Source organism: Microbacterium sp. ET2 (assembly GCF_030347395.1).
In the GTDB taxonomy this organism is placed as follows: Bacteria; Actinomycetota; Actinomycetes; order Actinomycetales; family Microbacteriaceae; genus Microbacterium; species Microbacterium albipurpureum.
This window is the reverse complement of record NZ_CP128170.1, coordinates 2,981,069-3,007,202: the sequence shown is the minus strand read 5'-3', so window position 1 is coordinate 3,007,202 and position 26,134 is coordinate 2,981,069. Positions and strand designations below refer to the sequence as shown.

24 protein-coding genes and 1 pseudogene are annotated in these 26,134 nt (G+C 71.1%); 12 read left to right on the top strand and 13 right to left on the bottom strand.

Annotated features, from left to right (window positions below; translation table 11 throughout):
- Nucleotides 1-6 precede the first annotated feature (6 nt).
- The 3 genes from aroA to bcp are packed head-to-tail and all read left to right on the top strand — an operon-like array spanning nt 7 to nt 2,909.
- Nucleotides 7-1,347, top strand: coding sequence for a 3-phosphoshikimate 1-carboxyvinyltransferase (gene aroA / locus QSU92_RS14530; protein ID WP_289262892.1), 1,341 nt, complete (start codon nt 7-9; stop codon nt 1,345-1,347).
- A 6-nt stretch (nt 1,348-1,353) separates the two neighbouring features.
- Nucleotides 1,354-2,442, top strand: coding sequence for a ribosome small subunit-dependent GTPase A (gene rsgA / locus QSU92_RS14525; protein ID WP_289262890.1), 1,089 nt, complete (start codon nt 1,354-1,356; stop codon nt 2,440-2,442).
- Nucleotides 2,439-2,909, top strand: a complete 471-nt coding sequence (gene bcp, locus QSU92_RS14520; RefSeq protein WP_289262887.1) for a thioredoxin-dependent thiol peroxidase — start codon at nt 2,439-2,441, stop codon at nt 2,907-2,909. Before rsgA ends, bcp begins: the two co-directional genes overlap by 4 nt.
- A 13-nt stretch (nt 2,910-2,922) precedes the next feature.
- Here the strand turns inward: bcp and QSU92_RS14515 are convergent, their stop codons facing one another.
- On the bottom strand, nt 2,923-3,330 hold the full coding sequence (locus tag QSU92_RS14515; protein ID WP_289262885.1) for a histidine kinase: 408 nt from the start codon (nt 3,328-3,330) through the stop codon (nt 2,923-2,925).
- 209 nt (nt 3,331-3,539) lie between these two features.
- On the opposite strand from QSU92_RS14515, the gene QSU92_RS14510 reads away from it, so the two are divergent.
- Nucleotides 3,540-3,788: a WhiB family transcriptional regulator gene (locus tag QSU92_RS14510; protein WP_124292764.1), complete on the top strand. Its 249-nt coding sequence runs from the start codon at nt 3,540-3,542 to the stop codon at nt 3,786-3,788.
- 195 nt (nt 3,789-3,983) lie between these two features.
- On the opposite strand, the gene QSU92_RS14505 is transcribed toward QSU92_RS14510, so the two are convergent.
- The 3 genes from QSU92_RS14505 to QSU92_RS14495 form a co-directional block, all read right to left on the bottom strand.
- On the bottom strand, nt 3,984-5,468 hold the full coding sequence (locus QSU92_RS14505; RefSeq protein WP_289262881.1) for a sensor histidine kinase: 1,485 nt from the start codon (nt 5,466-5,468) through the stop codon (nt 3,984-3,986).
- Nucleotides 5,469-5,560: 92 nt separating this feature from the next.
- On the bottom strand, nt 5,561-6,955 hold the full coding sequence (locus QSU92_RS14500; protein ID WP_289262879.1) for a CpaE/TadZ family protein: 1,395 nt from the start codon (nt 6,953-6,955) through the stop codon (nt 5,561-5,563).
- Nucleotides 6,952-7,590 (bottom strand): flagella basal body P-ring formation protein FlgA, encoded by a 639-nt coding sequence (locus QSU92_RS14495; RefSeq protein WP_289262877.1) that lies wholly within the window; start codon nt 7,588-7,590, stop codon nt 6,952-6,954. Before QSU92_RS14495 ends, QSU92_RS14500 begins: the two co-directional genes overlap by 4 nt.
- Nucleotides 7,591-7,704: 114 nt before the next feature.
- Here QSU92_RS14495 and QSU92_RS14490 point away from each other — a divergent pair, with 114 nt between their 5' ends.
- A complete protein-coding gene (locus tag QSU92_RS14490) occupies nt 7,705-7,986 on the top strand; it encodes a helix-turn-helix domain-containing protein (RefSeq protein ID WP_179558963.1) in 282 nt (93 codons plus the stop codon).
- 14 nt (nt 7,987-8,000) lie between these two features.
- Here the strand turns inward: QSU92_RS14490 and QSU92_RS14485 are convergent, their stop codons facing one another.
- Entirely contained in the window at nt 8,001-8,606 is a 606-nt protein-coding gene (locus QSU92_RS14485; RefSeq protein WP_289262874.1) for a hypothetical protein, read from the bottom strand.
- Between the two features lie 129 nt (nt 8,607-8,735).
- Here QSU92_RS14485 and QSU92_RS14480 point away from each other — a divergent pair, with 129 nt between their 5' ends.
- The gene (locus tag QSU92_RS14480; RefSeq protein ID WP_248241154.1) at nt 8,736-9,176 is read left to right on the top strand and encodes an Rv3235 family protein; all 441 of its coding nucleotides are present in this window, start codon (nt 8,736-8,738) and stop codon (nt 9,174-9,176) included.
- A 9-nt stretch (nt 9,177-9,185) separates the two neighbouring features.
- Here the strand turns inward: QSU92_RS14480 and QSU92_RS14475 are convergent, their stop codons facing one another.
- The 3 genes from QSU92_RS14475 to secA form a co-directional block, all read right to left on the bottom strand.
- On the bottom strand, nt 9,186-9,533 hold the full coding sequence (locus QSU92_RS14475; RefSeq protein WP_289262869.1) for a hypothetical protein: 348 nt from the start codon (nt 9,531-9,533) through the stop codon (nt 9,186-9,188).
- Nucleotides 9,534-9,645: 112 nt separating this feature from the next.
- Nucleotides 9,646-10,872 (bottom strand): pyridoxal phosphate-dependent aminotransferase, encoded by a 1,227-nt coding sequence (locus QSU92_RS14470; protein WP_289262867.1) that lies wholly within the window; start codon nt 10,870-10,872, stop codon nt 9,646-9,648.
- Between the two features lie 80 nt (nt 10,873-10,952).
- Nucleotides 10,953-13,775 (bottom strand): preprotein translocase subunit SecA, encoded by a 2,823-nt coding sequence (gene secA / locus QSU92_RS14465; protein ID WP_289262865.1) that lies wholly within the window; start codon nt 13,773-13,775, stop codon nt 10,953-10,955.
- Nucleotides 13,776-13,915: 140 nt separating this feature from the next.
- Here secA and QSU92_RS14460 point away from each other — a divergent pair, with 140 nt between their 5' ends.
- Complete coding sequence (locus QSU92_RS14460) at nt 13,916-14,494, top strand: PadR family transcriptional regulator (RefSeq protein WP_289262863.1); 579 nt, start codon at nt 13,916-13,918, stop codon at nt 14,492-14,494.
- A 102-nt stretch (nt 14,495-14,596) separates the two neighbouring features.
- Entirely contained in the window at nt 14,597-15,946 is a 1,350-nt protein-coding gene (locus QSU92_RS14455; RefSeq protein ID WP_289262861.1) for a hypothetical protein, read from the top strand.
- A 76-nt stretch (nt 15,947-16,022) separates the two neighbouring features.
- Here the strand turns inward: QSU92_RS14455 and hpf are convergent, their stop codons facing one another.
- From hpf to mtrA, 5 genes and pseudogenes are all read right to left on the bottom strand, one after another.
- Complete coding sequence (gene hpf / locus QSU92_RS14450; protein WP_289262859.1) at nt 16,023-16,685, bottom strand: ribosome hibernation-promoting factor, HPF/YfiA family; 663 nt, start codon at nt 16,683-16,685, stop codon at nt 16,023-16,025.
- Between the two features lie 131 nt (nt 16,686-16,816).
- Nucleotides 16,817-17,485, bottom strand: coding sequence for a ComF family protein (locus tag QSU92_RS14445; protein WP_289262857.1), 669 nt, complete (start codon nt 17,483-17,485; stop codon nt 16,817-16,819).
- A gap of 88 nt (nt 17,486-17,573) precedes the next feature.
- Entirely contained in the window at nt 17,574-19,274 is a 1,701-nt protein-coding gene (locus tag QSU92_RS14440) for an LpqB family beta-propeller domain-containing protein (RefSeq protein ID WP_289262855.1), read from the bottom strand.
- Nucleotides 19,271-20,955 (bottom strand): annotated as a pseudogene (gene mtrB / locus QSU92_RS14435) (MtrAB system histidine kinase MtrB). The gene QSU92_RS14440 and the pseudogene mtrB overlap by 4 nt, the downstream one beginning before the upstream one ends.
- Nucleotides 20,956-21,062: 107 nt before the next feature.
- Nucleotides 21,063-21,743, bottom strand: a complete 681-nt coding sequence (gene mtrA / locus QSU92_RS14430; RefSeq protein WP_289262853.1) for an MtrAB system response regulator MtrA — start codon at nt 21,741-21,743, stop codon at nt 21,063-21,065.
- A gap of 203 nt (nt 21,744-21,946) precedes the next feature.
- Between mtrA and QSU92_RS14425 the strand changes: the two genes are divergently transcribed.
- The 4 genes from QSU92_RS14425 to QSU92_RS14410 are packed head-to-tail and all read left to right on the top strand — an operon-like array spanning nt 21,947 to nt 26,134.
- Nucleotides 21,947-23,263, top strand: a complete 1,317-nt coding sequence (locus tag QSU92_RS14425) for a glycerophosphoryl diester phosphodiesterase membrane domain-containing protein (protein WP_289262851.1) — start codon at nt 21,947-21,949, stop codon at nt 23,261-23,263.
- Entirely contained in the window at nt 23,260-23,931 is a 672-nt protein-coding gene (locus QSU92_RS14420; protein ID WP_289262849.1) for a DUF4129 domain-containing protein, read from the top strand. Before QSU92_RS14425 ends, QSU92_RS14420 begins: the two co-directional genes overlap by 4 nt.
- Nucleotides 23,928-25,133 (top strand): DUF4350 domain-containing protein, encoded by a 1,206-nt coding sequence (locus tag QSU92_RS14415; RefSeq protein ID WP_289262847.1) that lies wholly within the window; start codon nt 23,928-23,930, stop codon nt 25,131-25,133. The genes QSU92_RS14420 and QSU92_RS14415 overlap by 4 nt, the downstream gene beginning before the upstream one ends.
- Nucleotides 25,130-26,134, top strand: coding sequence for an AAA family ATPase (locus QSU92_RS14410; protein WP_422880383.1), 1,005 nt, complete (start codon nt 25,130-25,132; stop codon nt 26,132-26,134). The genes QSU92_RS14415 and QSU92_RS14410 overlap by 4 nt, the downstream gene beginning before the upstream one ends.

The window sequence follows — 26,134 nt, the reverse complement described above, 5'->3', positions numbered from 1 at the left end:
AACTCGATGACACCGCCCGGGTATTCCCCCGACTCCGACGTCCGCGCGTGGGCCGCCCCGACGGCGGAGGGCCCCTTGCGCGCCGTCGTCACGGTGCCGGGGTCGAAATCGCTGACCAACCGCGAACTCGTCCTCGCTGCACTCGCCGACGGCCCCAGCCGGCTGATCGCCCCGTTGCACAGCGACGACTCCGCCCGGATGATCGATGCGCTGCGGGCGCTCGGCGTCTGCGTCGAGACGGAACCCGGCGAGGGCGACTTCGGCGATGACCTGCTCATCACCCCCATCTGGCCGCTGCACGGGGGCGGCGCGGTGGACTGCGGTCAGGCCGGCACCGTGATGCGGTTCATCAGCCCCGTCGCCGGCTTCGCCGACAACGACGTCGAGGTCACCGCCCACGAGACGGCACTCCACCGCCCCATGGGTGCGATGATCCACGCGCTCCGCGATGTCGGTGTCGACATCGACGATGGCGGCCACTGGACGCTCCCCTTCCTCGTGCGGGGCCGCGGGCACGTGCGCGGTGGCGAGGTGACGATGGACGCCAGCGCCTCCAGCCAGTTCGTTTCCGGGCTGCTGCTGGCCGCTCCGCGATTCGACGTGGGCCTGCATCTCATCCATTCCGGGGGCAGGCTCCCGAGCATCCCGCACATCGACATGACGATCGAAGCCCTCGCCCGCAGAGGCGTCCATGTCGAGCGGCCCGCGCCCGGTGAGTGGGTCGTCCCCGCAGGACCCATCCGGGCGAAGGATGTCGCGATCGAACCCGACCTCTCCAACGCCGCACCGTTCCTGGCCGCGGCCATGATCGCGGGCGGCTCGGTGTCGGTGACCGGCTGGCCGCTGCACTCCACCCAGCCCGGGGCCATGCTCAGTGACATCCTGTCCCTTATGGGGGCACGCGTGGTCCGCAGAGGTGGCGCGCTGACCGTGAGCGCCGGGGAGACCATCGCGGGCGTCGACCTCGACCTCTCCGCCGCAGGCGAGCTGACCCCCACCCTGTTCGCCCTCGCCGCCTTCGCCGACGCACCGACGACCCTGTACGGCATCGGACACATCCGCGGACACGAGACCGACCGCATCGCGGCGCTCGTGGCGAACCTCCGCGCTCTGGGCGGCGAGGCGCACGAACTCGCCGACGGCATCCGCATCGTCCCGCGGCCGCTTCGTGCCGGTCTCTGGCGCGCCCACCACGATCACCGCCTCGCCACCACCGGCGCCCTCGTCGGACTGCGTGTGGAGGGGGTGTCGGTGGACGACATCGGCACGACGGCGAAGACGATGCCCCAGTTCCCGCAGCTCTGGCAGGGGATGCTCGACGGCCCCCGCGCAGCTGCGGAGGGATGACCACCCGTGAGCTGGCTGGACGACGCCGACGACGATGACCTCGACTTCGACGAGGCCGATGTGCGCGTCAGGCCGAATCCGAAGGCCAACCGTCCGCGCACCAAGCGCCGCCCGGCGCATGCCGACGCCCAGATCGGTCGGGTGCTCGGTGTCGACCGGGGCCGGTACGCGGTCCTCGTGGACGAAGACGGCGACGACGAGCACGAGATCATCGCGATGCGGGCGCGTGAGCTGCGCAAGGTCCCCATCGTCACGGGCGACCGGGCGCGGCTGGTGGGCGACAGATCCGGAGACGAGGGCACCCTCGCCCGGATCATCGGCATCGAAGAGCGCTCCTCGCTCCTCCGCCGCAGCGCCGACGACACCGATCAGGTCGAGCGGGTCATCGTCGCCAACGCCGACCAGATGCTCGTCGTCGTCGCCGCGGCGGATCCTGAGCCGCGGGAACGCCTGGTCGACCGCTATCTCGTCGCCGCGCTGGACGCCGGGATCCGCCCGCTTCTGGTCGTGACGAAGACCGACCTCGCCGACCCCGCGGACTTCCTGAGCCACTTCGAAGGGCTCGACCTCGAGGTGTTCACCAGTGCGCGCGGCGAGATGCCGGTCGAGCGCATCGGCGCCTCGCTGGCAGGGCACGCGACGGTCTTCGTAGGGCACTCGGGTGTCGGCAAGTCGACCCTGGTCAACGCCCTGGTTCCCGACGCGGGCCGCGCCACGGGACATGTGAACGAGGTCACCGGCCGCGGGCGTCACACCTCCAGCTCGACGGTCTCGCTGCGCTACCGCGGAGCGTCCGGATCGGGGTGGGTGATCGACACTCCCGGTGTCCGCTCGTTCGGTCTGGGTCACGTCGACCCCGCGAACATCCTGCGTGCCTTCACCGAACTCGCCGAGGTCGCCGACGAGTGCCCGCGAGGATGCACGCATCTGCCCGACGCCCCCGACTGCGCGCTCATCGAGGCGGTCGCCGAGGGGCGACTCGGGCCCACCGGTCCGGCGCGGCTGGACTCGCTGCAGCGGCTTCTCGCCACCTTCGCCGACCGCGGCGACCGGGCAGCGCCCCGGCATCCGGTTCGCCCTAGGCTGGAGCCATGACGCGTCTGGAACCCGGAGACCTCGCCCCCGACTTCACCCTCGATGACCAGGACTCCACGCCGGTCTCGCTCGCCGACTTCCGCGGCACCGGTGTGGTGCTCTTCTTCTACCCCGCCGCGATGACCCCCGGGTGCACCACCGAGGCGTGCGACTTCCGCGACTCGCTCGCCCCGCTGCAGGCCGCAGGGTTCGCCGTGCTCGGAATCTCGCGCGACGACGCGGCGACCCTGCAGAAGTTCCGCGAGCGCGACGGTCTCACCTACCCGCTGCTCAGCGATCCCGACCATGCCGTGCACGACGCCTACGGCGCCTGGGGAGAGAAGTCCAACTACGGCAAGACGGTGCAGGGTGTCGTCCGCTCGACCTTCGTGATCGACGCGGACGGCCGTGTCGCTCACGCCCTCTACAACGTCAAGGCCACCGGCCACGTCGCCCGGGTGCGGAGCATCCTGGGCCTCGCCGCCTGAGATCGCACCGGGGTCACGCCCCGGGGCCCGCATCCCCGTCGGACGCTTCCGGGGGCGCCGAGGTCCGAGTCGCCCAGATGAGCGCGACCAGCACCACCACCCCCGGCGCCGCGAGAAGCAGCGCCGAGAACGGCTGCGCATAGGCGCCCGTCGCCGCCCCCAGCGCGACGGCGAGGATCAACAGCTGAGTGACGATTCCGCCCGATCGGCCCCACGAGACCCGCCGCCACGTGGCACCCGCGAACGCGAGCACGATCGCCGCGCCGGCGAGGGTCAGCACGAGCAGGGCGAGCGCAGTCGTCAGGATCCCGGTGTCGCCGCCTGCGAGCGCGACCACCTGCCAGCCGACGAGGACCAGCAGTCCTATGCCCTCGAGAGCCAGCAGCGAACCGGCGATCCGGTGGGCGATGATGTCGCGCATGAATCTCTCTCGTTCCGGGGGGCGGAAGGAAACCTGGCCGAAACCAAGACGTCGACTCTTGATTCCCTTCATGTGCTATGGGACCATTAGATAAGCCGTGTGCTCCCACAGCGACGTGGGGCGGGCATCCGCTCGCACTCCCACAGGGTATCGGCCCCGATTCCGGGACATACCATTTCCCCCACCATTCTGCATCAAGGAGCACCACCATGGATTGGCGCGACAAGGCCGCCTGCCTCACCGTCGACCCCGAGCTGTTCTTCCCCGTCGGGAACACCGGGCCTGCCGTCGACCAGATCGAGAAGGCGAAGTCCGTGTGCGCCCGGTGCACCGTCACCGAGACGTGCCTGCAGTACGCCCTCGAGAGCGGCCAGGATTCCGGCGTCTGGGGCGGGCTGTCCGAGGATGAGCGTCGCGCCCTGAAGCGTCGCGCCGCGCGCGCCCGTCGCGCCAGCTGAGCCCCTCGCCTCCCCCGGGTTCACCCGGCGGCCGTCCCTCGGACCCGTCCGAGGAGCCCCTCCCCCGCGACCCGTCCGAGGAGCCCTTCCCCCGCGACCTGTCCGCGGGGCCCTTCCCCGCGACCCGTCAAGAATTGCGTCGAGCCGCTTCGGGAAAACCCGTTCCGCGGCGGGTCGGGGGATGTCCGCGACGATTCAGCCCTGCATCCGCTCGATGTAGCGCAGCGGGATCTCGATCGTGACCTCGGTCCCGCTGCCGACCAGCGTGTGCCAGTCGATCGTGCCGCCGAGTTCGCCCTGGATGAGCGTGCGCACGATCTGTGTGCCGAGACCGCGCCCGACCAGGCCCTCCGGCAGACCCACGCCGTTGTCACGGACCCGCACCTCGAGTCGCTCGTCGCTGCGGTCGGCGAGGATCTCCACGTCGCCCTCTTGACCGGCCAGTCCGTGCTCGACCGCGTTGGTGACGAGTTCGGTCAGCGCGAGCGCGAGCGGGGTCGCGTAGGCGCTCGGGAGGGTGCCGAATCGGCCGGTCGAGCGCGTTCGCGCACGGGTGTTGGGTGCCGCCGCGACCTCGGCGACGAGCTTCAGCACGCGGGCGAACACGTCGTCGAAGTCCACGCTCTGGGTGAGACCCTCCGACAGCGTGTCGTGCACGACCGCGATCGCCGACACCCGGCGCATGGCCTGCGTGAGGGCCTCACGAGCCTCGTCGGAGTGCGACCGCCGCGCCTGGATCCGCAGCAGCGAGGCCACCGTCTGGAGGTTGTTCTTCACCCGGTGGTGGATCTCGCGGATCGTGGCGTCCTTGGTGATGAGCTCCTGCTCCTGGTGGCGCAGCTCGGTGACATCGCGGCAGAGCACGATCGCCCCGATGCGGGTGCCACGGTCGCGGAGCGGGATGGTCCGCAACGACACCGTGACCCCCTGCGCCTCGATGTCGGCACGCCACGGTGCTCGGCCGGTGACCACCAGCGGCAGCGACTCGTCGAACTCACGTCGCGTGGTGAGGATGCGGGTGGTGACCTCCACCAGCGACTCGCCCTCGAGCTCGTCGTCGAATCCCATCCGGTTGAAGGCGGACAGCGCGTTGGGGCTGGCGAACGTGACGACGCCGGCGGGGTCGATGCGGATGAGCCCGTCCGACGCGCGGGGCGCCCCGCGCCGCGGCGCGGTCGGCGTGGACAGGTCGGGGAATTCGCCCGAGGCGATCATGCCGAACAGGTCGTCGGCGCAGTCGTTGAAGGTGATCTGCTGTCTCGACGGCGTGCGGGTCTCGCCGAGGTTGGTGTGACGGGTGAGCACCCCGACCGTCTCGACGGTCTCGCCGCTTCGGCGCACGATCGGCACAGCCCGCACGCGGGTGGGGGTCTCCTCGAACCAGTCCGGTGAGGCGGAGTCGACAATGCGCCCCGAGACGAAGGCGTCGCGCACCTGGGTGGCCCACTGGGGGCGGACCCGGTCGCTGACGATGTCGCGATAGAACAGCGTCGCCGCGCCGCTCGGCCTCGTGTGCGCGACCGCGACGAAGGAGTCATCGGCGGTGGGCACCCAGATCACGATGTCGGCGAAGGCCAGGTCCGCCAGGAGCTGCCCGTCGCCGGCGAGGCCGTGGAGCCACTCGACCTCCTCCGACCGGGAGCGGCCCTGCGCGTACACGAGATCACTGAGCGTCGACACGGCTCCCAGCCTATGCGCGGTGGCGGTGCAGTCCGGTGAGGGAGGGCAGTCCGGTGAGGGAGGGCAGTCCGGTGAGGGACGGATGCCGCGGCTCAGCGCGCCTCGGGGACGGCGACCGCGCCGCGGCGCCGCCCGCCCCGAACACGCGACCGCTCCGGAGCCTGATCGTCCGCGCCCGCGGTCCGGACACGTCTCGCGTCGCGAGCCGGGCGGATGCGCCGTGCGCGCTGCTCACGCCGCGACACACCGGGGTCGGGCGGTTCGAGGGTCTCGCCCACGAACCGCCGGATCGCCGCGGCGAAGGGCGAGCGCGGTGCGACCTCGGCGATGGGGCGCGCGGCGAGCAGAGCTGCATCCGCGGAGCGGGCGTCGTGGGGGACGAACCAGACGTCGCGGATGCCGGCGAACCGGTCGAGGGTGCGGCGCACCTGCCCCCGCGCGTCGATGCCGAGGGCTCCGGGTCGCAGCCGGTTCGCGAGCACGGCGACGGGAGTCGCCCCGACCGTCGCGCGCAGCTCGGTGTAGCCGCGGAGGAACCGGGCGACGCCGACGGGATCGGCCGCCGCGACCGCGACGACGTGGTCGGCGACCTCGAGCGCGGCGAGCGTCGCGGCATTTCGGCGCGGCCCGTCGAGGTCGCTGACGATCTCCTCGTCGCGCTCGAGCGACGAGGAGACGTCGACGATGGTGAACTCCACCCACGTGCGGCAGGCTTCCAGGGCCGCCGCCACCCGAGCGTGCGAGAGTTCGGGCCACCGCGACGGACGGTTGATGCCGGTGAGAACCCGCACGCCGGTGCGACCCAGCGGCGTGCTGATGCGTTCGAGTTCGGCGGTGGTCAGCTCGCCGCGGCCCGCGTGGCGGCAGGCGGCGGCGAAGCCGGGCCCTTCGTCGGCGAGCCCCAGGGTGAGGGCGAGAGCGGGGGCGTGCGCGTCGGCATCCACGAGAGCGACGCGTCGTCCGCCCCGGGCGAGTTCCAGGGCGAGTTCGACCGCGACCGTGGATCGACCGGGCGACCCGGCCGGACCCCACACGGCGATGATGCGGGGCGCTGGTCGCTCGCGCTCGACTCCCCCCGCGCCGCCGGTCGAGGCAGCGGTCGCGCCGCGTGTCAGGCCGTCCAGCGTGAGGGCCTCGGCGATCCGCCAGCCCGGGTCGGTCGGTGCCAGCGTCGAGGACAGCCCGTACGCCTCGGCCAGGGGACGGTCGGCATCCTCGGCGCACAACGCCACGATGCGGACGCCGTGACGATCGCAGAGCGCCACGGCGGCGGCGGTCATGGTCCGCCGATCGGCCTGGAGGATGACCGCCTCCACTTCGCGGAGCGCCACCGCGGTGATGCGGGCATCGCTGCCGTAGGCGGCATCCTCCCCGGAGAGCGCCAACGCATCCGCGGCGACGACCGCCACCACCTCGACGCCCTCCGAGGCGAGCTGATGAGCGAGGTCCGACCCCCGCGGCTCATCCACCGCGACCAGAACCTTCATCGTGCGCCTCCGGCCGCGGGCACGACCGAGAGCGCGGACTCGTCGGACATGGCCTCGAGCACGACCGCGACGTCTGCGCGCGGGATGACGATCTCCAGCGCGGCGGCGCCCCCGCCGATCATCGAGTCGTCGCGCGTGACAGAGGCGACCGTGGCGTCCGCGACGAGGATCCGCGGCACGTCGTAGGTGCCCGGTTCCACGAGCGGCGCCGCCCACACCTCCACCACCGATCCCGCCTCCACCGCCGCCGGGACGTCGACGGAGCTGCGGAGCACGACCGAGGTGGTGCGCACCGCGTCGGCGGACTCGACGGCGCTGCGCGGCACGAGTTCGTCGGAGGCAATGGTGCGCGTAGCGACGATCCCCTCCGCGAGTGACCCCTCCCACGACGCGGGATCGAGGTACGACCCTTCGAGGGCGCCGAGAGCCACCTGCTCGACGCGCACATCCTCGGTCGAGACGAACTCCCCCGAGACGATCGTGCGAGCGGCGACGAAGACGGGCACGGTCTGGCGCGCGGCCGAGACGACGAACCAGACCCCGGCCACGGAGGCCACGATCAGAAGGATGCCGAGGAGGAAGCGTGCGTCGGCCCAGAAGGCGCGAGGGCGGCGGCCGGTGTCCACAGCGGTCATGAGGCCATGTTCGCTCAGGCCGGGGAACAGGCCCGCGCGTTATCCACAGCCGCCGTTATCCACAACGCCGCGCGGGCTCGTCGGCCCGCCGGAGCCCGCGACGATAATGGGGGCATGCCCGAATCCCCGTCCGCCGACGTGCGCATGCTCGCGCCCGCGCAGGTCGCCGAGGTGCTGGGGGTCTCGGTGGACGAGGTGATCGCGCTCGTCCATGAGCGCCGGCTTCGCGGTGCCCGGGTCGGATCGCCCGCCCGCTGGCGAGTGGAGGAGCAGAGCGTCACCGACTACCTCGACGATCAGGCTGAGGAGGCCCGGCGGATCGCCCTGTGGCACCAGTCGCAGGAGGCCAGCTTCCCTGAGCTGTGGGGCACCGGTTTCGTCCGCAACCCCGACTGACGGCGCAAGAAGCGTCAGAGGACGCTGACCCCCTCCTCCGCCCTGAGCCATGCCAGCGCCGAGAAGGGCACCATCCGGTATCCCGTCACCTCTCCCGTCCGCCGCGGCGAGCCGGGATCGTGGAGGGCGATGTCGAGGTGGTCGGCTCCGGCCCGATCGATCGTCCCGGTCATCCCCCGACCGGATGACAGCTGCAGCGCCACCGCTGCGCGGCGGCGCACGAGATCACGCACGACGAAGCCGAAGGTCATCCGGCTCGCCAGGCCCGAGAGCGTGGCGCCGTCGGCACGCGCGGTGCGGAGCAGGTCGGCCTGGCTCATCCTGATCCCGACGATCGCGGGAAGGGGCACGAGGGTGATCCCCGTCCGACGAGCTGCGTCGCTGAGCGCCACCCAGTCGGCACCGACGCCGACGAGGCCGGCATTCAGAGACGAACCGTCGCTCAGCTCCCACGACACCTCGCTGTGGGACGCCTCGGCCTGCAGGACCGTCAGACGCTGGCGCATCTCGAGCCGGGACACGCGCAGCCGCTCCGCCTCGGTGTCGAGGGCAGCGCGCTCAGCCTCCCACTCGGAGGCGAGCTGGTCTTCGAGGTCGTCGAAGAAGCGGTCCCATCGCACGCCGTGACAGTAGTCCAGAACGTGAGGAGTCGATGAGAACTTATCCCCAGGGGCTCCCCGGGCTCTTTCTGGGAGTTGTCCGTGTGTTGTACTTCTCGGCAACCGATGTCCTGACGAGATTGGCGAGAGATGGCACCGACGCCGCCGGCACCGGCCCGCGCACCCAAACCACCCACGGGTGCACGAGAGCTTTCGGAGTACTTCGCGCCTCAGCGCACCTCGACCGAGGCCCTCCCCGACCCGCAGGTCTTCATCGAGAACCTGACCCGCGGCGTGCTCGAAGTCTTCGCCGGGGTGCGCGAGGTCGAACAGCTCGCCCGCTGGCTGACGGAGGACGCGTACCGCAAGCTCCTCACCCGGGCGAACCTCGCCGCCCGCGCCCGCAGCGCCCGCGGGGTGCCGGCCAAGCGCCCGGTGCACCAGATCCTCACCATCCGGCACTCCTCGCCCGCCGACGGCATCATCGAGGGCGTCGTGGTGGTCGCGGGCCCGGCCCGCACCCGGGCGGTGGCCGTGCGCCTGGAGGGCATGGACGGTCGCTGGCGCACAACCTCGCTCGCCCTCCTGTGACGCTCGCCGTCAGCCCTCGTCGATCAGCTCGAGGAGCGACTTCAGCGCATCGCGGATCTCGATGTGTTCGTACTGACCGGCCCTGCTCTCACCGGAGATGACTCCTGACCGGTGAACGCGGCGGAAATCGCCGAACGGGAACGAATAGGCCTTCTTGGTCTCGCCGTTCTCACTCCTGTCGATGCCGAGGTGCCAGTGCGAGTACTGCGTCCAGCCCTCCCTGTCGATGAACTCGTTCTCGTCGTCGGCGCTCGGCGCCGCCTCCGACCAGTCGTCTCGTTCGTCGCGGACCACCTTCCCGTCGCGGACCAGGGAGCGGGCGTGGCGCAGTGCAGGTTCGTTCAACTCGATCGCCATATCGCAACGGTAGACAGGACGATGTCGGTCCGGGAGGGCCTTGACGGTTCCCGGGAGGCGAGGGACCCTCGCCGCTGCCGCCCCCGCCCCCCGCGCGCACGGGACGCCCGGGCTACTGGCGATACGACGACAGGAAGTTGCCGAGCCGCTCGATCGCTTGACTGAGCACCCTCGCCTCCGGCAGCGTGACGATGCGTACGTGGTCAGGCGTCGGCCAGTTGAAGCCCGTGCCCTGCACGAGGAGCACATGCTCGGCGACGAGGAAGTCGTAGACGAGCTTGGCGTCGTCGCGGATCTCGTACACCTCGGGATCGAGCCGCGGGAAGGCGTACAGCGCACCCGCCGGCCGTACGCAGGTCACCCCGGGAATCGCCTCGAGCCCTTCCCAGGCCGCATCGCGCTGTTCATGCAGGCGGCCGGTCGGCGCGATGAGGGCGTCGATCGACTGGATGCCCGAGAGCGCGGCCTGCACGGCGTGCTGTGCGGGGACGTTGGGGCAGAGCCTCGTCGAGGCGAGCAGCGTGATCCCCTCGAGGAAGCCCGCAGCGTGGTCTTTCGGACCCGTGATGACGAGCCATCCCGAACGGTATCCCGCGACCCGATAGGTCTTGCTCAACCCGTTGAAGGTGAGACAGAGCAGGTCGGGGGCGACGACCGCCATCGGGATGTGTTCGGCGTCGTCGAAGACGATGCGATCGTAGATCTCGTCCGCCAGCAGCAGCAGCGAGTGCTCGCGGGCGATGTCGGCGATTCCCTCCAGCACCTCTCGGGTGTACACCGCCCCCGTGGGGTTGTTCGGGTTGATCACCACGATCGCCTTGGTGCGCTCGGTGATCTTGGCGCGGATGTCCTCGAGGTCGGGTTGCCATCCCGCCGACTCGTCGCAGTGGTAGTGCACCGGAGTTCCGCCGCCGAGGCTCGTCATCGCGGTCCACAGCGGGTAGTCGGGCGCGGGGATGAGCACCTCGTCGCCCTCGTCGAGAAGCGACTGCATGGTCATGGTGATGAGTTCGGACACGCCGTTGCCGAGATAGACGTCGTCGGGGTCGACCTGCGGGAACCCGGGCGTCTGCTCGTAGCGGTACACCACCGCGAGCCGCGCCGACATGATTCCTCGACTGTCGCTGTACCCGTGCGCGTGAGGCACGGCATCGATCATGTCGCGGACGATCTGGTAGGGCGCGTCGAACCCGAACGCGGCGGGGTTGCCGGTGTTCAGCTTCAGGATGTTGTGGCCCTCGGCCTCCAGCCGCTGCGCCTCCACCAGTGCCTGACCGCGGATCTCGTAGAGAACGTCGCGGAGCTTGCGCGATTGGTCGAGGGGGCGAAGGAGCGTCATCGACTCAGGATAGCGGCGGTGGAACGGCCGTCACCGACCGCCGCAGCCGTCCAATCGCCGGCTCGTGGACCGGCCGGGCGTCAGCGCTTCTTGCCTGCCGCCCGACGCTCTGCGCGGTTCTGCGGCGCGGGCTTCGGTGGGCCGCCGGCGGCGTCGGCGCCGGTCCGCTGCCCGAACGCTCCGCGGGGCGCGGGGGCCTCGGGCGGTTCGGCGACGGTGGTCGCCGCGGCCGCGGCCTGGCGGATGCGGTTGGTCGCGGCCTGCTGCACCTGACCCCGATCGTTGCGGACTTCGACCTCGCCGGCGTCGTTGGCCGCGGAGTACTGCAGCCGCTCCCCCTCGACGGGCACCGCGCCCAGACCCTTGGCCTCCACTTCGGCGGGCTGGTCGCCCTCGCCGGCACGTCGCACCTCGACATCCAGGTTGTAGAGGTAGCCGACCGATTCCTCTTTGATCTGACCCATCATCGCCTGGAACATCTGGTAGCCCTCGCGCTGGTACTCGATCAGAGGGTCGCGCTGAGCCATCGCCCGCAGGCCGATGCCGTCCTTGAGATAGTCCATCTCGTAGAGGTGGTCGCGCCAGCGGCGATCGAGCACCTGCAGCACGACACGGCGCTCCAGTTCACGCATCGCCGGCGACCCGAGGGACTCCTCGCGGTTGTCGTAGGCGATCTTGGCGTCGGAGAGCAGCTCGCGCTTGAGCACCTCGGGAGTGATGCGGCCCTTGTTGCCGGCCTCGGCGACGACCTCGTCGATCGTGACGCTCACGGGGTAGAGGGTCTTCAACTCGGTCCACAGGGCGTCGAAGTCCCAGCTCTCGGTGTGACCCGACGAGGTGTGGTCGTCGATGACGGCGTTGATGGCGTCCTCGATGAAGTGCTGCACCCGGTCGGCGATGTCATCGCCCTGCAGGATGTGACGGCGGTCGGCGTAGATCGCCTCACGCTGCCGGTTCAGGACGTCGTCGTACTTCAGCACGTTCTTGCGGATCTCGGCGTTCCGCGCCTCGACCTGCGACTGTGCGCTCTTGATGGCGCGCGAGACCATGCCCGACTCGATCGCGACGTCATCGGGGAAATTGGTCCGCGCCATGATGGCCTCGGCCGCCCCCGACTGGAACAGGCGCATGAGGTCATCGGTGAGCGACAGGTAGAAACGGCTCTCGCCGGGGTCGCCCTGGCGACCCGATCGACCCCGCAGCTGGTTGTCGATGCGGCGGGACTCGTGTCGCTCGGTGCCGAGCACGTAGAGGCCACCGGTCTCGACGACCTTCGCCGCCTCTTCGGAGACGCCCTCGCGCACGGCGTCGTATACGGCGTCCCACTCCGCCTCATACTCGTCGGGGGTCTCGAGCGAATCCAGACCCTTGGCCTTCATCTCCTGCACAGCGAAGAACTCCGCGTTCCCGCCCAGCATGATGTCGGTTCCACGGCCGGCCATGTTCGTCGCGACGGTGACGGCGCCCAGACGTCCGGCGCGGGCGACGATCTCGGCCTCCCGGGCGTGGTTCTTGGCGTTGAGCACCTCGTGCTTGACGCCCTTCTTCGCCAGCAGCCGAGAGAGGTACTCGCTCTTCTCGACGCTGACGGTTCCGACGAGCACCGGCTGGCCCTTGGCGTGTCGCTCGACGATGTCCTCGACGACCTGGGCGAATTTCGCCTCCTCGTTCTTGTAGACGAGGTCGGACTGGTCCTTGCGGACCATCGGCTTGTTCGTGGGGATGGGGACGACGCCGAGCTTGTAGGTCGACATGAACTCTGCCGCCTCGGTCTCGGCGGTTCCGGTCATGCCGGAGAGCTTTTCGTAGAGACGGAAGTAGTTCTGCAGCGTCACCGTGGCGAGGGTCTGGTTCTCCGCCTTGACCGGCACGCCCTCCTTGGCCTCGATCGCCTGGTGGATGCCCTCGTTGTAGCGGCGACCGACGAGGATGCGGCCGGTGTGCTCGTCGACGATCATGACCTCGTCGTTCATGACGACGTAGTCGGTGTCGCGCTTGAACAGGGCGAGCGCCTTGATGGAGTTGTTCAGGAACGAGATCAGCGGGGTGTTCGCCGACTCGTAGAGGTTGTCGATGCCGAGGTAGTCCTCGACCTTCTCGATTCCGGGCTCGAGGACGCCGACGGTGCGCTTCTTCTCGTCGATCTCGTAATCGACGCCGGGCTCGAGCGTCCGTGCGATCTTGGCGAATTCGGTGAACCACCGGTTGGCCTCGCCGGAGGACGGTCCCGAGATGATCAGCGGGGTGCGCGCCTCGTCGATGAGGATCGAGTCGACCTCGTCGACGATGGCGAAGAAGTGGCCGCGCTGGACGAGGTCCTCCTTGCGCCACGCCATGTTGTCGCGCAGATAGTCGAAGCCGAACTCGTTGTTGGTGCCGTAGGTGATGTCGGCGTTGTACTGCTCACGGCGCACCTGCGGGTTCTGCCCCGAGACGATCGTCCCGGTCGTCATGCCGAGGGCCCGGAAGATGCGTCCCATGAGCTCGGACTGGTAGCTGGCGAGGAAGTCGTTGACGGTGATGACGTGCACGCCCTTGCCGGCGATCGCGTTGAGGTACGCGGGGAGGGTCGCCACCAGGGTCTTGCCCTCACCGGTCTTCATCTCGGCGATGTTGCCGAGGTGCAGGGCGGCACCGCCCATGATCTGCACGTCGTAGTGCCGCTGGCCGAGCGTGCGCTTGGCCGCCTCACGTACCGCGGCGAAAGCCTCGGGCAGCAGCTGATCCAGCGTCTCGCCGGCTTCGTGGCGGGCGCGCAGTTCGGCGGTCTCGCCGCGCAGCTCCTCGTCGGTGAGCTGGGCGTAGTCCTCTTCGAGGGCGTTCACCGCCTTCACGATCCGCTGCAGCTGCCGCAGGATCCGGCCCTCGCCGGCGCGGAGCAGTTTCTCGAGAGGATTGGCCACGAAATCTCCATACTGTCGGGCGAACCTCCCCATGTTATCCACCCGTGACCTTGGCGTGGGCTGGGCGAAGATCGCGGCGGCGGGCACGTTGCCGGGTATGCATATACTCGAGCCGCACCTGCAGCGAAAGCGAGAGACGGATGTCGGTACCGCAGAGTCTCCTCGCGATCCTCGACCAGGGGCCGTGCTACGGCTACCAGCTGCGCGCCGAACACGATCGGCGCACCGGCGCGGATCAGCCTCTGAACGTCGGCCAGATCTACCGCACCCTCGAACGGCTCGAGCGCGACGGCCTGGTGGTGCGGGGAGAACCCGACACCCAGGGCCACATCTACTGGAGCATCACGCCGGCGGGATCGTCCGCCGTCGCGGAATGGTTCGGCTCGCCCGCTCCCCGCGCGCGGGCCGGCAGAGAGGATGTCGCGGCGAAGGTCGCCCTCGCCGCCAGCCTCCCGGGCGTCGACGTCGACGATGTGCTGGCGGCGCAGCGCCGCTCCTCGGCGGCGGAGCTGGCGCGGGTTCGCGAGGAGCTCGGCGCCGCCGAACAGGCCGATGCCCTCCCCCGGGCCCTCGTCCTCGCCGCCCGACGTGACGCACTCGAGGCCGAGGTGCGGTGGCTCGATCATGCGGCGCAGGTGCTGGCGCAGCATCCGGATCACGCGCTCGCCGTCGCCCTGGCTACCCAGAGACCGCGTCGGGGGCGCCCTCCGCGACCGTGAACCCCGAGGCCGGTTACGCCGTGGGCGAAGCCTCCCCTCCATCACCCTGTTCCCCAGCCGTTGTCCAGCGGCCCGCTCGAACGGGAACCGTAGGATCGATCCATGGCCGGATTCTGGGGCAGTCGCAAGAAGGAACGCGAAGAAGTCGCGGCGCAGGACGCCGATCTCGCCCGGCGGGCGCAGTCTTCCCTGGTCGCCACCGACGAGCGCATCCGCGTCACCACCGACGAACTCGCCTTCGCCGAGGCCGAGCTCGGCAGCGGCCCTACCGCCGATCTCCGCGAGGCGCTGGAGTCGGTGCGCACCCACATGAGCGAGGCGTTCCATCTCCACCAGCTCAACCACGACGAGATCCCCGACACTCCGGAGGAGCTGCGCACCCGCAACGCCCGGATCGTGCAGCTGTGCGAGTGGGCGGAGGAGTTGCTCGATGACCGCACCGAGGCGCTCGCCGAGCCGATCGCCCGCGCTCGCCGGGCGCCCGAGATCATCGCCGGGGTACGCCGCGACGCCGAACGGCTGCGCGGGCGCCTGCCGCAGGCCCGGGAGACGGTGACCCGACTCGGCGCCCGCTACTCCGACGAGGCTCTTCACCAGATCGAGGCCAACCCGGCCGAGGCCGAGCAGCTCCTCGGTTTCGCCGAGCACAGCGCCGGCATCGCCGAGCGGCGCCGCGAGGCCGGCCAGCGGGAGCAGGCCAACCTGGCCCTGGAGGCCTGCACCGAGGCGGTGCGCCGCGCCGAGACCCTCATCGACGCCGTCGAGACGTTCGAAGTCGAGGCGCTCCGGGCGGAATCGACCCTCGCCGCAGTCGTGGAGGACTCGCGCGGCGACCTCATCGCGGCCCGGACCGCACCGCAGACCGCGGGCGTCGCCGAAGCGATGGGCGAGCTGCAGGCGGCGCTTGCCGCCCTTCCCGCCGCCGGTGTGAACACCGATCCCTTCGCACAGCTGACGCGCCTGCGCGCGGCGAACATCGCCCTCGACGAGGCCGTCGCCAAGGCGCGAGAGCGTGCGGCGCGGCCGATCCCCGACATCGCGCACGTGCGGCACTCGATCGACGACGCCGACCGGCAGCTCGCCGTCGCGCGGGATGTCATCGCCGGCCACCGCGGGTGGATCGGCGCGGACGCGCGCACCCGGATCGCCGAGGCGGAGCGCATCCGCATCGACCTCGACCGCTATCTCGGCACCTCCGCCTCGGCGGCGATCGACATCGACGAGGACCACCGCGAGCAGGCCATGACCATGTCGCGTCGCGTCGCGCACCTCGCCAGCGAGGCCCTTCAGCTCGCCCAGCGCGACATCGACTCGTCCCGCCCGCAGAACGGTCCTGACCAGTGGGGCGGCGGCTGGGGCGGCGGTCGCGGCAACAGTGGGGGAAGCGGCCTGATGGGCGGCATCCTCGGCGGTCTCGTGATCGGCAGCCTGCTCGACGGCTTCATCGACTGACCCCGACACGCTGCGCCGGACGAGCGGATGCCCCGGGCTGACCTTCGCCCGGGGCATCCGTCTCTTCGTCAGGGGGTCAGGAGACCAGTTCCGCCGCCGGCTGCGCTTGCGTGGTCAGTGAGATCACGCCGTAGTCCCATCCCTTGCGGCGGTAGACCACGCTCGGGTGGTCGGTGCGGACGTCGATGAAGAGGAAGAAATCGTGTCCGACGAGTTCCATGCGGTCCACGGCGTCCTCGACGGTCATCCATTCGGGCCCGAATTCCTTCGTGCGGATGACGACGGGGGTGTACTCCTCTTCCTCGGCCTCACCGTTCACGATCGGCACCTCACCGGTCGCGACGGCACGGAGCACGTCGACGGATGCGGGTTCGACGTCGATCCCCTCGAGCGCCCCGGTGCCCTTTTCGAACTTCGGGCCGCGCGGATGATTGCGCGCATCGACCCGCTTGTCCTTCGCGCGGCGCAGCTGCTCGCAGAGCTTGTCGACCGCGAGGTCGAGGGCGGTGAACTTGTCGGCGTCGGTCGCCTCGGCCCGCACGACCGGGCCCTTGCCCGTGACGGTGAGTTCCACGGTGTGGTCCTCCACGTGACCGTTGCGGTACGTGCGATGGGTGACCTTGACGTCCAGGCGCTGGGCTCGCGGCGCGAGGTGTTCGATCCGGGGCGCCTTCTCCTCGACGACCGCGCGGAACCGATCGGTGATACCGACCCCTACGCCGACGATGCTGCTCTCCATGTCAGACCTCCTTGATCCGGTCCGCCCGGACAAGGGCGGACCACCAGTCGCCTCTGTATACACGGCAGTGTGCGTGTGTCCCCCCAACGTAGTGCCGTGGCCCACAGCTGTCACGCAGGACGCCCACCTGATCACCTGTGAGTTGCGGATGAGCGCCGCGGAGTCGCGGCGACCGTTGCCGCCGCGGCCACGGTGAGCCCCGCCGATCGGAGCGTGCCCGCGGCTTCGAGGAGGGTCGCTCCCGTGGTGAGGACGTCATCGACGATCACGATGGGGCGATCGCGCAGGAGCTCGGCACTCCGCGCGCGGACGCGCAGGCTCCCGGCCACATTGCGCGCCCGGGCGTCGCGATCGAGCCCCCGCTGATCGGCGGTCACCCGCGCGGGTGCGAGCAGCCCGACGGTGCGGAACCCGGCCCGTCGGACGAGGAGCGGCGTCACCGCGAAGCCGCGGCGACGCAGCGCCCGGCGCGAGGACGGCACCGGAACGACGACGGCGTCCCCAGGCGCGTCCGAGGACAGGATGGCGTCGCGCAGCGCCCTGCCCAGCGGTCGGGCGAGTCCCGTGCGGCCCTCCTCCTTCAGGCAGCGGATGACGCGGGCCGGAATCCCTTCGAAGGCGAGGGCGCTGTGCACCCAGACCTCTTCGTCGAGCAGACGCCTCGTCGGCCGCGGGACGAGCGCATCGCGGCATCCCGCGCAGAGCGCCTGATCCTCGGTGTCGCACCCGGCGCACTCGACCGGGAGGATGAGGGCGAGAGCGTCTGCGAGCGACTCGGACACGGTGGACAGGAAGGGCATGCCGTCAGCCTCGCGCGTCCCGGCGCGGGCGCGAGCCGCCGCCGCGTGATCGGTGGACAACGTCGCGTCGCGCGTGCCTGGGGAGGAGTCAGCGCGGCGCCCCCTGCTGAGTCGCCAGGACGAGGATGCCCTCCGCCGTCTGCGTCCAGTTCGCGCCGCGACGAACGAACAGGCCGCCCTGATCGGTGTGGACCCGCAGCGAGGAGGCGGAGTTGCCACCTGCGAGGGTGTCGGCTCCGGCGGGCGCCGCGGACTCCGTCCCCTCGCCCCCCACGACCTGCTCCCGCAGGCGCGGCTCCGTGCCGCCGTCGATGAGGGCGGCCACAGACGAGTCGTCGAGCCAGGTGACCGACGACACCGCGCCCTCCAGGTCGCCGATGACGACCGGGTCGCCGAGGCCGCTCGGCACTCCATCCCCATCCCGGATCACGCCGGCGACGCTCAGCGTCGTCCGCCCACCGACGGTCACGGCCGCGGCCAGGCGTGTGCCGTCGCGCGACAGCGCCATCGCCGAGATCGTGGCGGCGCCCGGCCAGGCGTTGGCGATCTCGATCGGTCCGCTCGGCACCCACGCCCGCAGCGCGGCCGGAGTCGCCTCGGGAACGGTCCAGACGTAGCCGAACGGGTCGATCGTCGGCGCGACCAGACCGGGACGCTGATCGAACACCTGCACGTCGCCGTCGGCGTCCACGCGACCGGTCGATCCGTCGCCTGCGAAGCGTGCGGCGGCGAAGACGCGGTCGGGCGACAGCTGCAGCGCGTCGACGTCCGCCGCCTGATCCAGCGCATCGGACAGTCCCGGCACGCGGTCGAGTTCGTCGCCGGTGAGGAACCCGAATCCATCGGCTGTGACAACGAGCGGCTGGGCTGCGACACGGGTGGAGCGCACGGCGACGGTTCCCGCCTCGACGTCGGAGGACCCCACCCGCATCTGCACCCGGGTCACCCCGGCGGAGGCCAGGCTCTCATCGAGCTGGGTCTGCATCCGGTCGAGGGTGAGCTGCTCGACCGTCAGCGCCGCCTCGTTGAGGCTCACCTGCGCCTCGCCCAGAGACACCGGGACCGCAGTCGGGCTGAGCGCCACACTGTCGGGGAAGGCCGAGACCACCGAGCCTGCCAGCCACTCCACCGGCGAACCCTCGACGAGGGCCGCGGCGATGCGCGTGGCGGCGTTCGTCGTCGGGAACCACCGCCCGTCGGGAACGAGGTACTCGAAGGTCGGGTCGAAGAAGGCGAGGGTGTACCGATCGAAGGCGGTGACGAACGAATCGCGGTCGAGCACGATGCCGTCGGGTGCCTGGCTGATCCGCCACTCGCCGTCCTCCTGCTGAAGCAGTTCGAACCGCAGCGGCAGGGTGCCGCCGGTGGCGGGTTCATAGACCCCGGTCGCGTCCACGGTCGCCGTCGGGGCGACCGCCACCTCGACGGCGTTCTCGCCGACGGCGACCGGCGTGCGGGTCGTGCCGGTCGGTTCGATGATGACCCCCGCCGTCGGATCCCATGTATCCCGAAGGGCGGGCGCGAGGAATTCGCGCGCCCGCGCCCAGTCGCTGAGCGGGCCCGCCCCGGCGCGGAGGAATCCGTCGACGATCTCCTCCGGTGTCGCGCCCGGCTGCGGCCGGTCGGGAAGACGCAGGAAGTCGGGCCCCGGGAGCTGCTCCCCCACCGAACGCCCGCCCTGCACCGTTCCGGTGAGGGGAAGCCCCGCGCACGCGGTGAGCGCGAGGACGGTGAGGACCGCCACCGCGAGGGCGTGCAGCGCGCGGACGCCCCTCGCCGCGCCTCTCACGATGCCCCCTGAGACCGACGGCCGTCACCGGGGGATGCCGCGACGGTGGCGCTCTCGGACAGCACCTGGATCGGCTGGGTGAGCCCGAGGGCGTCCAGCGGCGCGGTGTTGTCCTCCCCCGGGACCACGGCGATGGGCGACGCGCCCTGAAGCCCCTGCGCGAGGCGCGGCAGGGTCAGCACGAAGTGCGATCCCCGCCCGAGCTCCGACCAGACCGCGAGCTCTCCACCGTGGAGGCGCGCATCTCCGAGCGAGATCGACAGGCCGAGACCGGTGCCGCCGATCGTGCGCTTGCGGGACGGGTCGGCACGCCAGAACCGGTCGAACACGTGCTCGACCTCCTCGGCTCGCATCCCGAGCCCGAAGTCGCGGACCCCGAGCGCCACGGCCTGCTGGTCGCTGTCCACGGTGACGACGATGGGGCGCCCCTCGCCGTGCTCGATGGCGTTGCCGAGCAGATTGCGGACGATCCGCCGCACCCGCCGAGGATCCATGTCGACCGGGGAATATCCCCCGGGAGCCACCAGACGCACATCCGATCCGTGCTGCTCGGCGAGCTGACCCATCGACTCGATGACGTCGCCTGCGAGATGGGCGAGACTCGTGGGCTCGAGCCCAACTGGACCGATCCGGCGTCGTAGCGGCTGATCTCCAGCAGATCGGTCAGGAGGGTCTCGAAGCGCTGCACCTGCGCGTTCAGCAGCTCCGCGGCGCGCGCCGTGGCGGGGTCGAACGAGTCGCGCTGGTCGTTGATCATGTCGGCGGCGAGCCGGATCGTCGTGAGCGGCGTGCGCAGCTCGTGCGAGACGTCGGAGACGAAGCGCTGCTGGACGAGGGACAGCTCGGCGAGCTCCTTGATCTGCGACTCGATGCTGTCGGCCATCGCGTTGAAGGACTGGCCGAGGGTCGCCAGCTCATCCTGTCCCCGCACCGGGAGTCGCACGTTCAGCTCTCCCCGGGCGAGCTTCGCGCTGGTATCGGCGGCCTCCCCGATGGGGGTGGTCACCGAGCGGAGGACGAACCACGCGATCAGCCCGATGAGGATGACGAGGCCCACACCGACCGCCCAGAGCGTTCCTTGGATGAAGGTGAGGATCTGCGATTCACCGGCGAGGTCGTAGGCGATGTAGACCTCGTACGCGCCGACGACGGGGAAGGACAGCTGCTGGCCCACCACGATGCCGGGAACGGTGCCGCCGTTCTCGGATTCCAGCGCCACCGACTGCCACCACTGCTGCACGTCGCCGTCGGCCCGCACTTTCTGCCGGAGGCCCTCGCTCAGCACCTCCTCGGGAAGGCCCTGGGTGACCAGGTCCTGCGGGGCGATGCGCGACGCGCGGTCGATGCGGAAGATCGCGATCCGGTCGCTCCCCGACTGCTCGGCCAGGTCGGTGCTCAGGGTGGTCATCAGCAGCTGCAGCTGCACGGGGTCGTTCCCGGGCTCGGCCGAGTCCAGTCGCTCCTGAGCGGACTGGGTGGCCCGCAGCGCCCCGCCGGTGGCCTGGTCGCGCCCGGCGGTGAACAGGTCGTGCTGGATCGCGAGGGCCATCCACACACAGGCGATGAGGACCGTCAGCGCCGTGAGGGCGAGGGTGATGAGGACGGTGCGGAACCTCAGAGATCGGCGCCAGAGGTTCGTGAGGCGGTCGGGCCACGAGCGCCAGTCGCGCCACTGCGCCATGCGGCGGCCGATCGCGGTGGAACCCGTCGCCGTCCCGGCCGTCGGCGCCGAGCTCGTCACCGTGCGGGGATCCGAGCCGGTCGTCATGGGGCCCTCATGTCAGACCGTCACGCCACGGCGCCCGCGCGATAGCCGACGCCGCGGACGGTGGTCACGATCCGCGGGTTGTCGGGGTCGCGCTCGACCTTGGCTCGGAGGCGCTGCACGTGGACGTTGACCAGGCGCGTGTCGGCCTTGTAGTGGTAGCCCCACACCTGCTCGAGCAGCATCTCGCGCGAGAACACCTGCTGGGGCTTGGAGGCGAGAGCCACGAGCAGCTCGAACTCCAGGGGCGTCAGCGCGATCGGGTCCTCACCGCGCCTCACCTCGTGCGCCGAGACGTCGACGGTGAGGTCGCCGATGCGCAGCACATCGGGGGTCGTCTGGGAGGCCGGTCGCAATCGGGTGCGGATCCGGGCGACGAGCTCCTTGGGATTGAAGGGCTTGACGATGTAATCGTCTGCTCCCGATTCGAGCCCTCGCACGACGTCGGCGGTGTCGGTGCGTGCGGTGAGCATGATGATCGGGATGCCGGATTCGGCCCGGATGCGCGTGCACACCTCGATGCCGTCCATGCCGGGGAGCATGAGGTCCAGCAGCACGAGGTCGGGCCGCTCCTCGCGCCACGCCTCGACCGCGCGAGCACCGTCAGCGCAGAAGGCGGGCTCGAAACCCTCCGTGCGCAGCACGATCCCGATCATCTCTGCCAGAGCGGTGTCGTCGTCGACAACCAGGATCCGTGATGTCATCGGGTCTTTCGTCCTTCGGGTCCGGTCGGGCTCGGTGAGACGCCACGGGTGTCGAACGCTCTGAGCCACACTAGTCGACGGCGCCTGGAGGTGCACCGAGCATCAGCAGGGAGTCAGGAGGCCGCCGCGCGCCGGTATGACACGATGGAACCGGTGCGGCGCGACCGCGACCGCATGGCCGCAGACGCGAGGAGGACCGCCCCGTGACGTCGTATCCGGCGTGGACGCCGGCATTCCGGCCCGGCATCATTCCCCTGCACCCTCTGACGTTCGGAACGATCCTCGGCAGGTCGTTCACGGCGCTCCGGCACAACCCGAAGGTGCTGCTCGGATTCGCCCTGGGCATCCAGGCCGTCACCTACATCGTGGTGATCGTCGCCATCGGCGCCATCGCCATCGGCGCGTTCTCACGCCTGGACACCCTGCGGCCGGGGTCGGAGGAGTTCGACACGGTGCTGGCCGGGTCGATCGCCCTCGTCGTGGTCGCCGGGATCGTCCTGGGTCTGGTCGCCGGCGCCGTCGGCGTCATCGTCCAGGGCGTGGTGGTGACCGAGGTCGCCCGAGGTGCCGTCGCCGAGAAGCCGAGCCTGGGTGCGATCTGGGCCCAGCTGAAGCCCGTGGTGTGGCGCCTGATCGGCTACGCCTTCCTGCTCGCGGCCGCCGGCATCGTCGCCGTGACCCTCGTGGTGCTCGTGCTCGTCGCCATCGGATTCGCGGTTCTCCCCGTCGCCATCGTCCTGACCGTGCTGGCCGTGCTGGCGGCGATCCCACTCGTGCTGTGGCTCTCGACCAAGCTCATGCTCGCGCCTTCCGCGATCATCCTCGAGCACGCCACCATCCGAGGGGCCGTCGTGCGGTCGTGGACCCTCATCCGCGGCAGATTCTGGGTGGGTCTCGGGGTGCTCGTGCTGGTCTCCCTCACCTTCTCGGTGCTCGCGCAGGTGGTGAGCGTGCCGTTCAGCCTCCTCACGAGCGGCGTCTCCACGATCATCTCCCCCACGGGCGACCCCGAGCCGGGCGCGATCGTGGCCCTCATCTTCGGGCTCATCCTCACGCAGGTCGTGACCCTTCTCATCCAGGCTGTCGCCGTCGTGGTGCAGTCCACCGCGTCGGCGCTGGTCTACATCGACTGCCGGATGCGCCGAGAGGGCCTCGACCTCGATCTGCAGAGCTACGTGGAGCAGCGCGACGCCGGACGGGCCGACCTTCCCGACCCCTACCGCCTGCACATCGGCCGTTCGATGGCGCCGCGACCTCCCGCGCAGGCCTCCCCCGCGTACCCGGCTCCGCAGGGCTACGGCCCGCCACCGGGCTATCCCGCGCCGCAGGGCTACGGCCCGCCGCCCCCACCTCAGGGAGCCCCTGCTTCGCCGGGCTACGGCCCGCCGCCCGGGTACGGCCCACCGCCGGGATACTCCCCGCCGGCCGGCCCCCCGGCGCCGCCGGCCGCACCGCCGACGAGCTGGGCAGCACCCGGTGACAGGCCCGGCCCCGACGACGCCGACCGCGACGCACCGTGATCTCCGGCGTCGCGCGGATGCTCGTCGCGACGCCCGTCACCCCTGACGGCGACGAGGCGCGGGAGTGGGCGGAGCGGGAGCTGTCGAATCCGGTCTACGCCGAGGCGGAGCCGACGGCCTTCGACCGCATCGCCCGCGCCATCGGGGAGTTCCTCGGCCGACTCTTCTCCACCGACGTCTCCGGCGGCCTCGGGTCGACCTTCGCCCTCGTCGCCGCGATCGCGGTGGCTGCGCTGATCATCGTCGCCGTCCTGGTGTGGGGTCTTCCCCGCGCACGTCGTCGTGCAGCGGCGCCGGTGGCCACCCTCTTCGGCGACTCCGACGAGCGCTCCGCCGACGATCTGCGCCGCGCCGCGGCATCCGCCGCCGCCGCCGGGGATTGGGACGAGGCCCTCATCCTGCGCTTCCGCGCGCTCGCGCGCGGTCTCGCCGAGCGCGGTGTCGTCAGCACGCCGCCCGGCGCCACGGTGCATGCGTTCGCCCGCTCGGCCGGACGTGTCTTCCCGAGTTCCGCAGCCGATCTCGAGGCGGGCGCCTCCGCGTTCGATGATGTCCGCTACCTGCGCCGACCCGGCTCTCGCGGCGACTACGAGCAGCTCAGCCGCCTCGACGAGCAGCTGATCGCCGCGAGGCCGGCCACCCCCGTTCGCACGGGAATGAGCGGATGACCGCCTCTCCGCCTCGCACCGAGGCCCGCGCCTCCGTCGCCCCGCCGCCCACCTCGCGACGACGGCGGATCGGCGGCTGGATCGCGCTGGCCATCGCCCTCCTCGCCGTCGGCAGCATCGGCGCGCTTCTGGCTGGAATCGGCGAGTGGGCGCAGCGCGACGCCCTCGATCCGGAGTCGGCCGGCCCGACCGGAACCCGTGCGCTGGTGGAGGTGCTGCGCGATCAGGGCGTCGAGGTCGAGGTCGCTCGCAGCCGCGCCGACGTGGCCCGCGCGCTCGACGAGGCCTCCACGGGATCGACGCTCGTGCTTCCCGACACACCGGCCCTCTCCGACGAGGGACTCATCGACCTCGCCGATCCCGCCGCCGATATCGTGCTCATCGACCCCCGCTCCCGCACGCTGCGCCTCTTCCTGCCTGGTACGACGATCGGCGCACGTGCCGATGCGCTGCTCGACCCTCAGTGCGACCTCGCCGACGCCGAGCGGTCGGGCCCGGTGGTCCCGGGCGCGGTCTTCGACGCCGGAGAAGGCGCCGAAGGCTGTTACCTCACCGCGGACGGGCAGGCGGGCCTCGTCGTCGCCGATGCCGACGGGCGCCGGGTCGCGGCCATCGACGCTCGCGCGGTCCTCGTCAACGAGGTGCTGGCAGACGACGGCAACGCCGCCCTCGGCGTGAACCTCTTCGCGCGGCATCCGCTCGTGGTCTGGTACGACCCGATGCTCGGCGACACCGACCTGGAGAACACCGACCCCTCGCTCGGCGAGTCCACTCCCCCGTGGGTGAGCCCCGCGATCACTCTCCTATTCCTCGCCGCCGCGGCCGCCGCGATCTGGCGCGGCCGCCGGTTCGGGCCGCTCGTGCGCGAGCGCCTCCCGGTCACGGTCCGCGCCGCGGAGACCGCCGAGGGCCGCGCCCGCCTGTACGCCCAGACCCGGGATGCCGCACACGCCGCCGATGATCTCCGCATCGCGGCGCTGCGCCGCCTGGCCCGGCTCCTCGGCCTCGGCCCGAACGCCGCGGCCGACGAGATCTCCGACGCCGCCGCCGAACGGCTCTCCGCCGACCGGCGCGTCGTCCGCGGCATCCTCCTCGACGATGTCCCGGCCGACGACGCCCAGCTCACCGTCATCGCCTCGCGCCTGCGCGAACTCGAAGCAGCCCTCCGCGACGCTGTTCGTCCCGAAAGGAACCGCCCATGACCGATCACCCCGACACCACCGAGGGCACCTCTGGCGCAGCGGCGCCCGACGACGCGGCGCTCCGAGACGCGATGCACCGGGTGCGCAGCGAGGTCGGAAAGGCCGTGATCGGCCAGGACGGCACGGTCACCGGCCTCCTCATCGCCCTCCTCGCCCGTGGTCACGTGCTGCTCGAAGGCGTGCCCGGGGTCGCGAAGACGCTGCTGGTGCGATCGTTCAGCACCGCGCTGGGCCTTGACACCAAGCGCATCCAGTTCACCCCCGACCTCATGCCCGGCGACGTGTCGGGCTCGCTCGTCTACGACGCGCGCACCGGCGAATTCGAGTTCCGCCCCGGCCCGGTGTTCAGCAACATCGTGCTCGCCGATGAGATCAACCGCACCCCGCCGAAGACCCAGGCGGCGCTCCTGGAGGCGATGGAGGAGCGCCAGGTCTCCTCCGACGGCGTGACCCGGCCGCTGCCGTCGCCGTTCCTCGTCGCCGCGACGCAGAATCCGATCGAGCAGGAGGGCACCTACACCCTCCCCGAGGCCCAGCTCGACCGCTTCCTGCTGAAGCTGATCGTCGATCTGCCCCCGCGCGATGCGGAGCTGGCCGTGCTCCGGCGCCATGCGGAAGGGTTCGACCCGCGCGACCTCGGGGCCGCAGGCCTCGACCGCGTCGTCGATCCCGCAGAGATCGTCGCAGCGCAGCACGCCGCTGCACGGGTGACGGTCACCGACGATGTGCTGGGGTACGTCGTCGACCTCGCGCAGGCGACCCGCCAGAGCCCGTCGGTGCAGCTGGGAGTGAGCCCCCGGGCGACCACCGCGCTCCTCGCGGCGGCCAAGGCCTGGGCCTGGCTCGGCGGCTACCCCGCGATCACCCCCGACCACGTTCAGACCCTGCTCGTCCCCACCTGGCGGCACCGGATCCGGCTGCGCCCCGACGCCGAGCTCGAGGGCGTGTCTGTCGACGCCGTGCTCACCGCGGTGGTGCAGCAGACGCGCGTGCCGGTCTGA

Coding starts and splice junctions, on each gene's coding strand:
- aroA (WP_289262892.1), top strand. CDS start 7: ATGACACCGCCCGGGTATTCCCCCGACTCCGACGTCCGCGCGTGGGCC.
- bcp (WP_289262887.1), top strand. CDS start 2,439: ATGACGCGTCTGGAACCCGGAGACCTCGCCCCCGACTTCACCCTCGAT.
- QSU92_RS14515 (WP_289262885.1), bottom strand. CDS start 3,330: ATGCGCGACATCATCGCCCACCGGATCGCCGGTTCGCTGCTGGCTCTC.
- QSU92_RS14510 (WP_124292764.1), top strand. CDS start 3,540: ATGGATTGGCGCGACAAGGCCGCCTGCCTCACCGTCGACCCCGAGCTG.
- QSU92_RS14500 (WP_289262879.1), bottom strand. CDS start 6,955: ATGAAGGTTCTGGTCGCGGTGGATGAGCCGCGGGGGTCGGACCTCGCT.
- QSU92_RS14495 (WP_289262877.1), bottom strand. CDS start 7,590: ATGACCGCTGTGGACACCGGCCGCCGCCCTCGCGCCTTCTGGGCCGAC.
- QSU92_RS14490 (WP_179558963.1), top strand. CDS start 7,705: ATGCCCGAATCCCCGTCCGCCGACGTGCGCATGCTCGCGCCCGCGCAG.
- QSU92_RS14480 (WP_248241154.1), top strand. CDS start 8,736: ATGGCACCGACGCCGCCGGCACCGGCCCGCGCACCCAAACCACCCACG.
- QSU92_RS14475 (WP_289262869.1), bottom strand. CDS start 9,533: ATGGCGATCGAGTTGAACGAACCTGCACTGCGCCACGCCCGCTCCCTG.
- QSU92_RS14470 (WP_289262867.1), bottom strand. CDS start 10,872: ATGACGCTCCTTCGCCCCCTCGACCAATCGCGCAAGCTCCGCGACGTT.
- QSU92_RS14460 (WP_289262863.1), top strand. CDS start 13,916: ATGTCGGTACCGCAGAGTCTCCTCGCGATCCTCGACCAGGGGCCGTGC.
- QSU92_RS14455 (WP_289262861.1), top strand. CDS start 14,597: ATGGCCGGATTCTGGGGCAGTCGCAAGAAGGAACGCGAAGAAGTCGCG.
- hpf (WP_289262859.1), bottom strand. CDS start 16,685: ATGGAGAGCAGCATCGTCGGCGTAGGGGTCGGTATCACCGATCGGTTC.
- QSU92_RS14445 (WP_289262857.1), bottom strand. CDS start 17,485: ATGCCCTTCCTGTCCACCGTGTCCGAGTCGCTCGCAGACGCTCTCGCC.
- mtrA (WP_289262853.1), bottom strand. CDS start 21,743: ATGACATCACGGATCCTGGTTGTCGACGACGACACCGCTCTGGCAGAG.
- QSU92_RS14415 (WP_289262847.1), top strand. CDS start 23,928: ATGACCGCCTCTCCGCCTCGCACCGAGGCCCGCGCCTCCGTCGCCCCG.
- QSU92_RS14410 (WP_422880383.1), top strand. CDS start 25,130: ATGACCGATCACCCCGACACCACCGAGGGCACCTCTGGCGCAGCGGCG.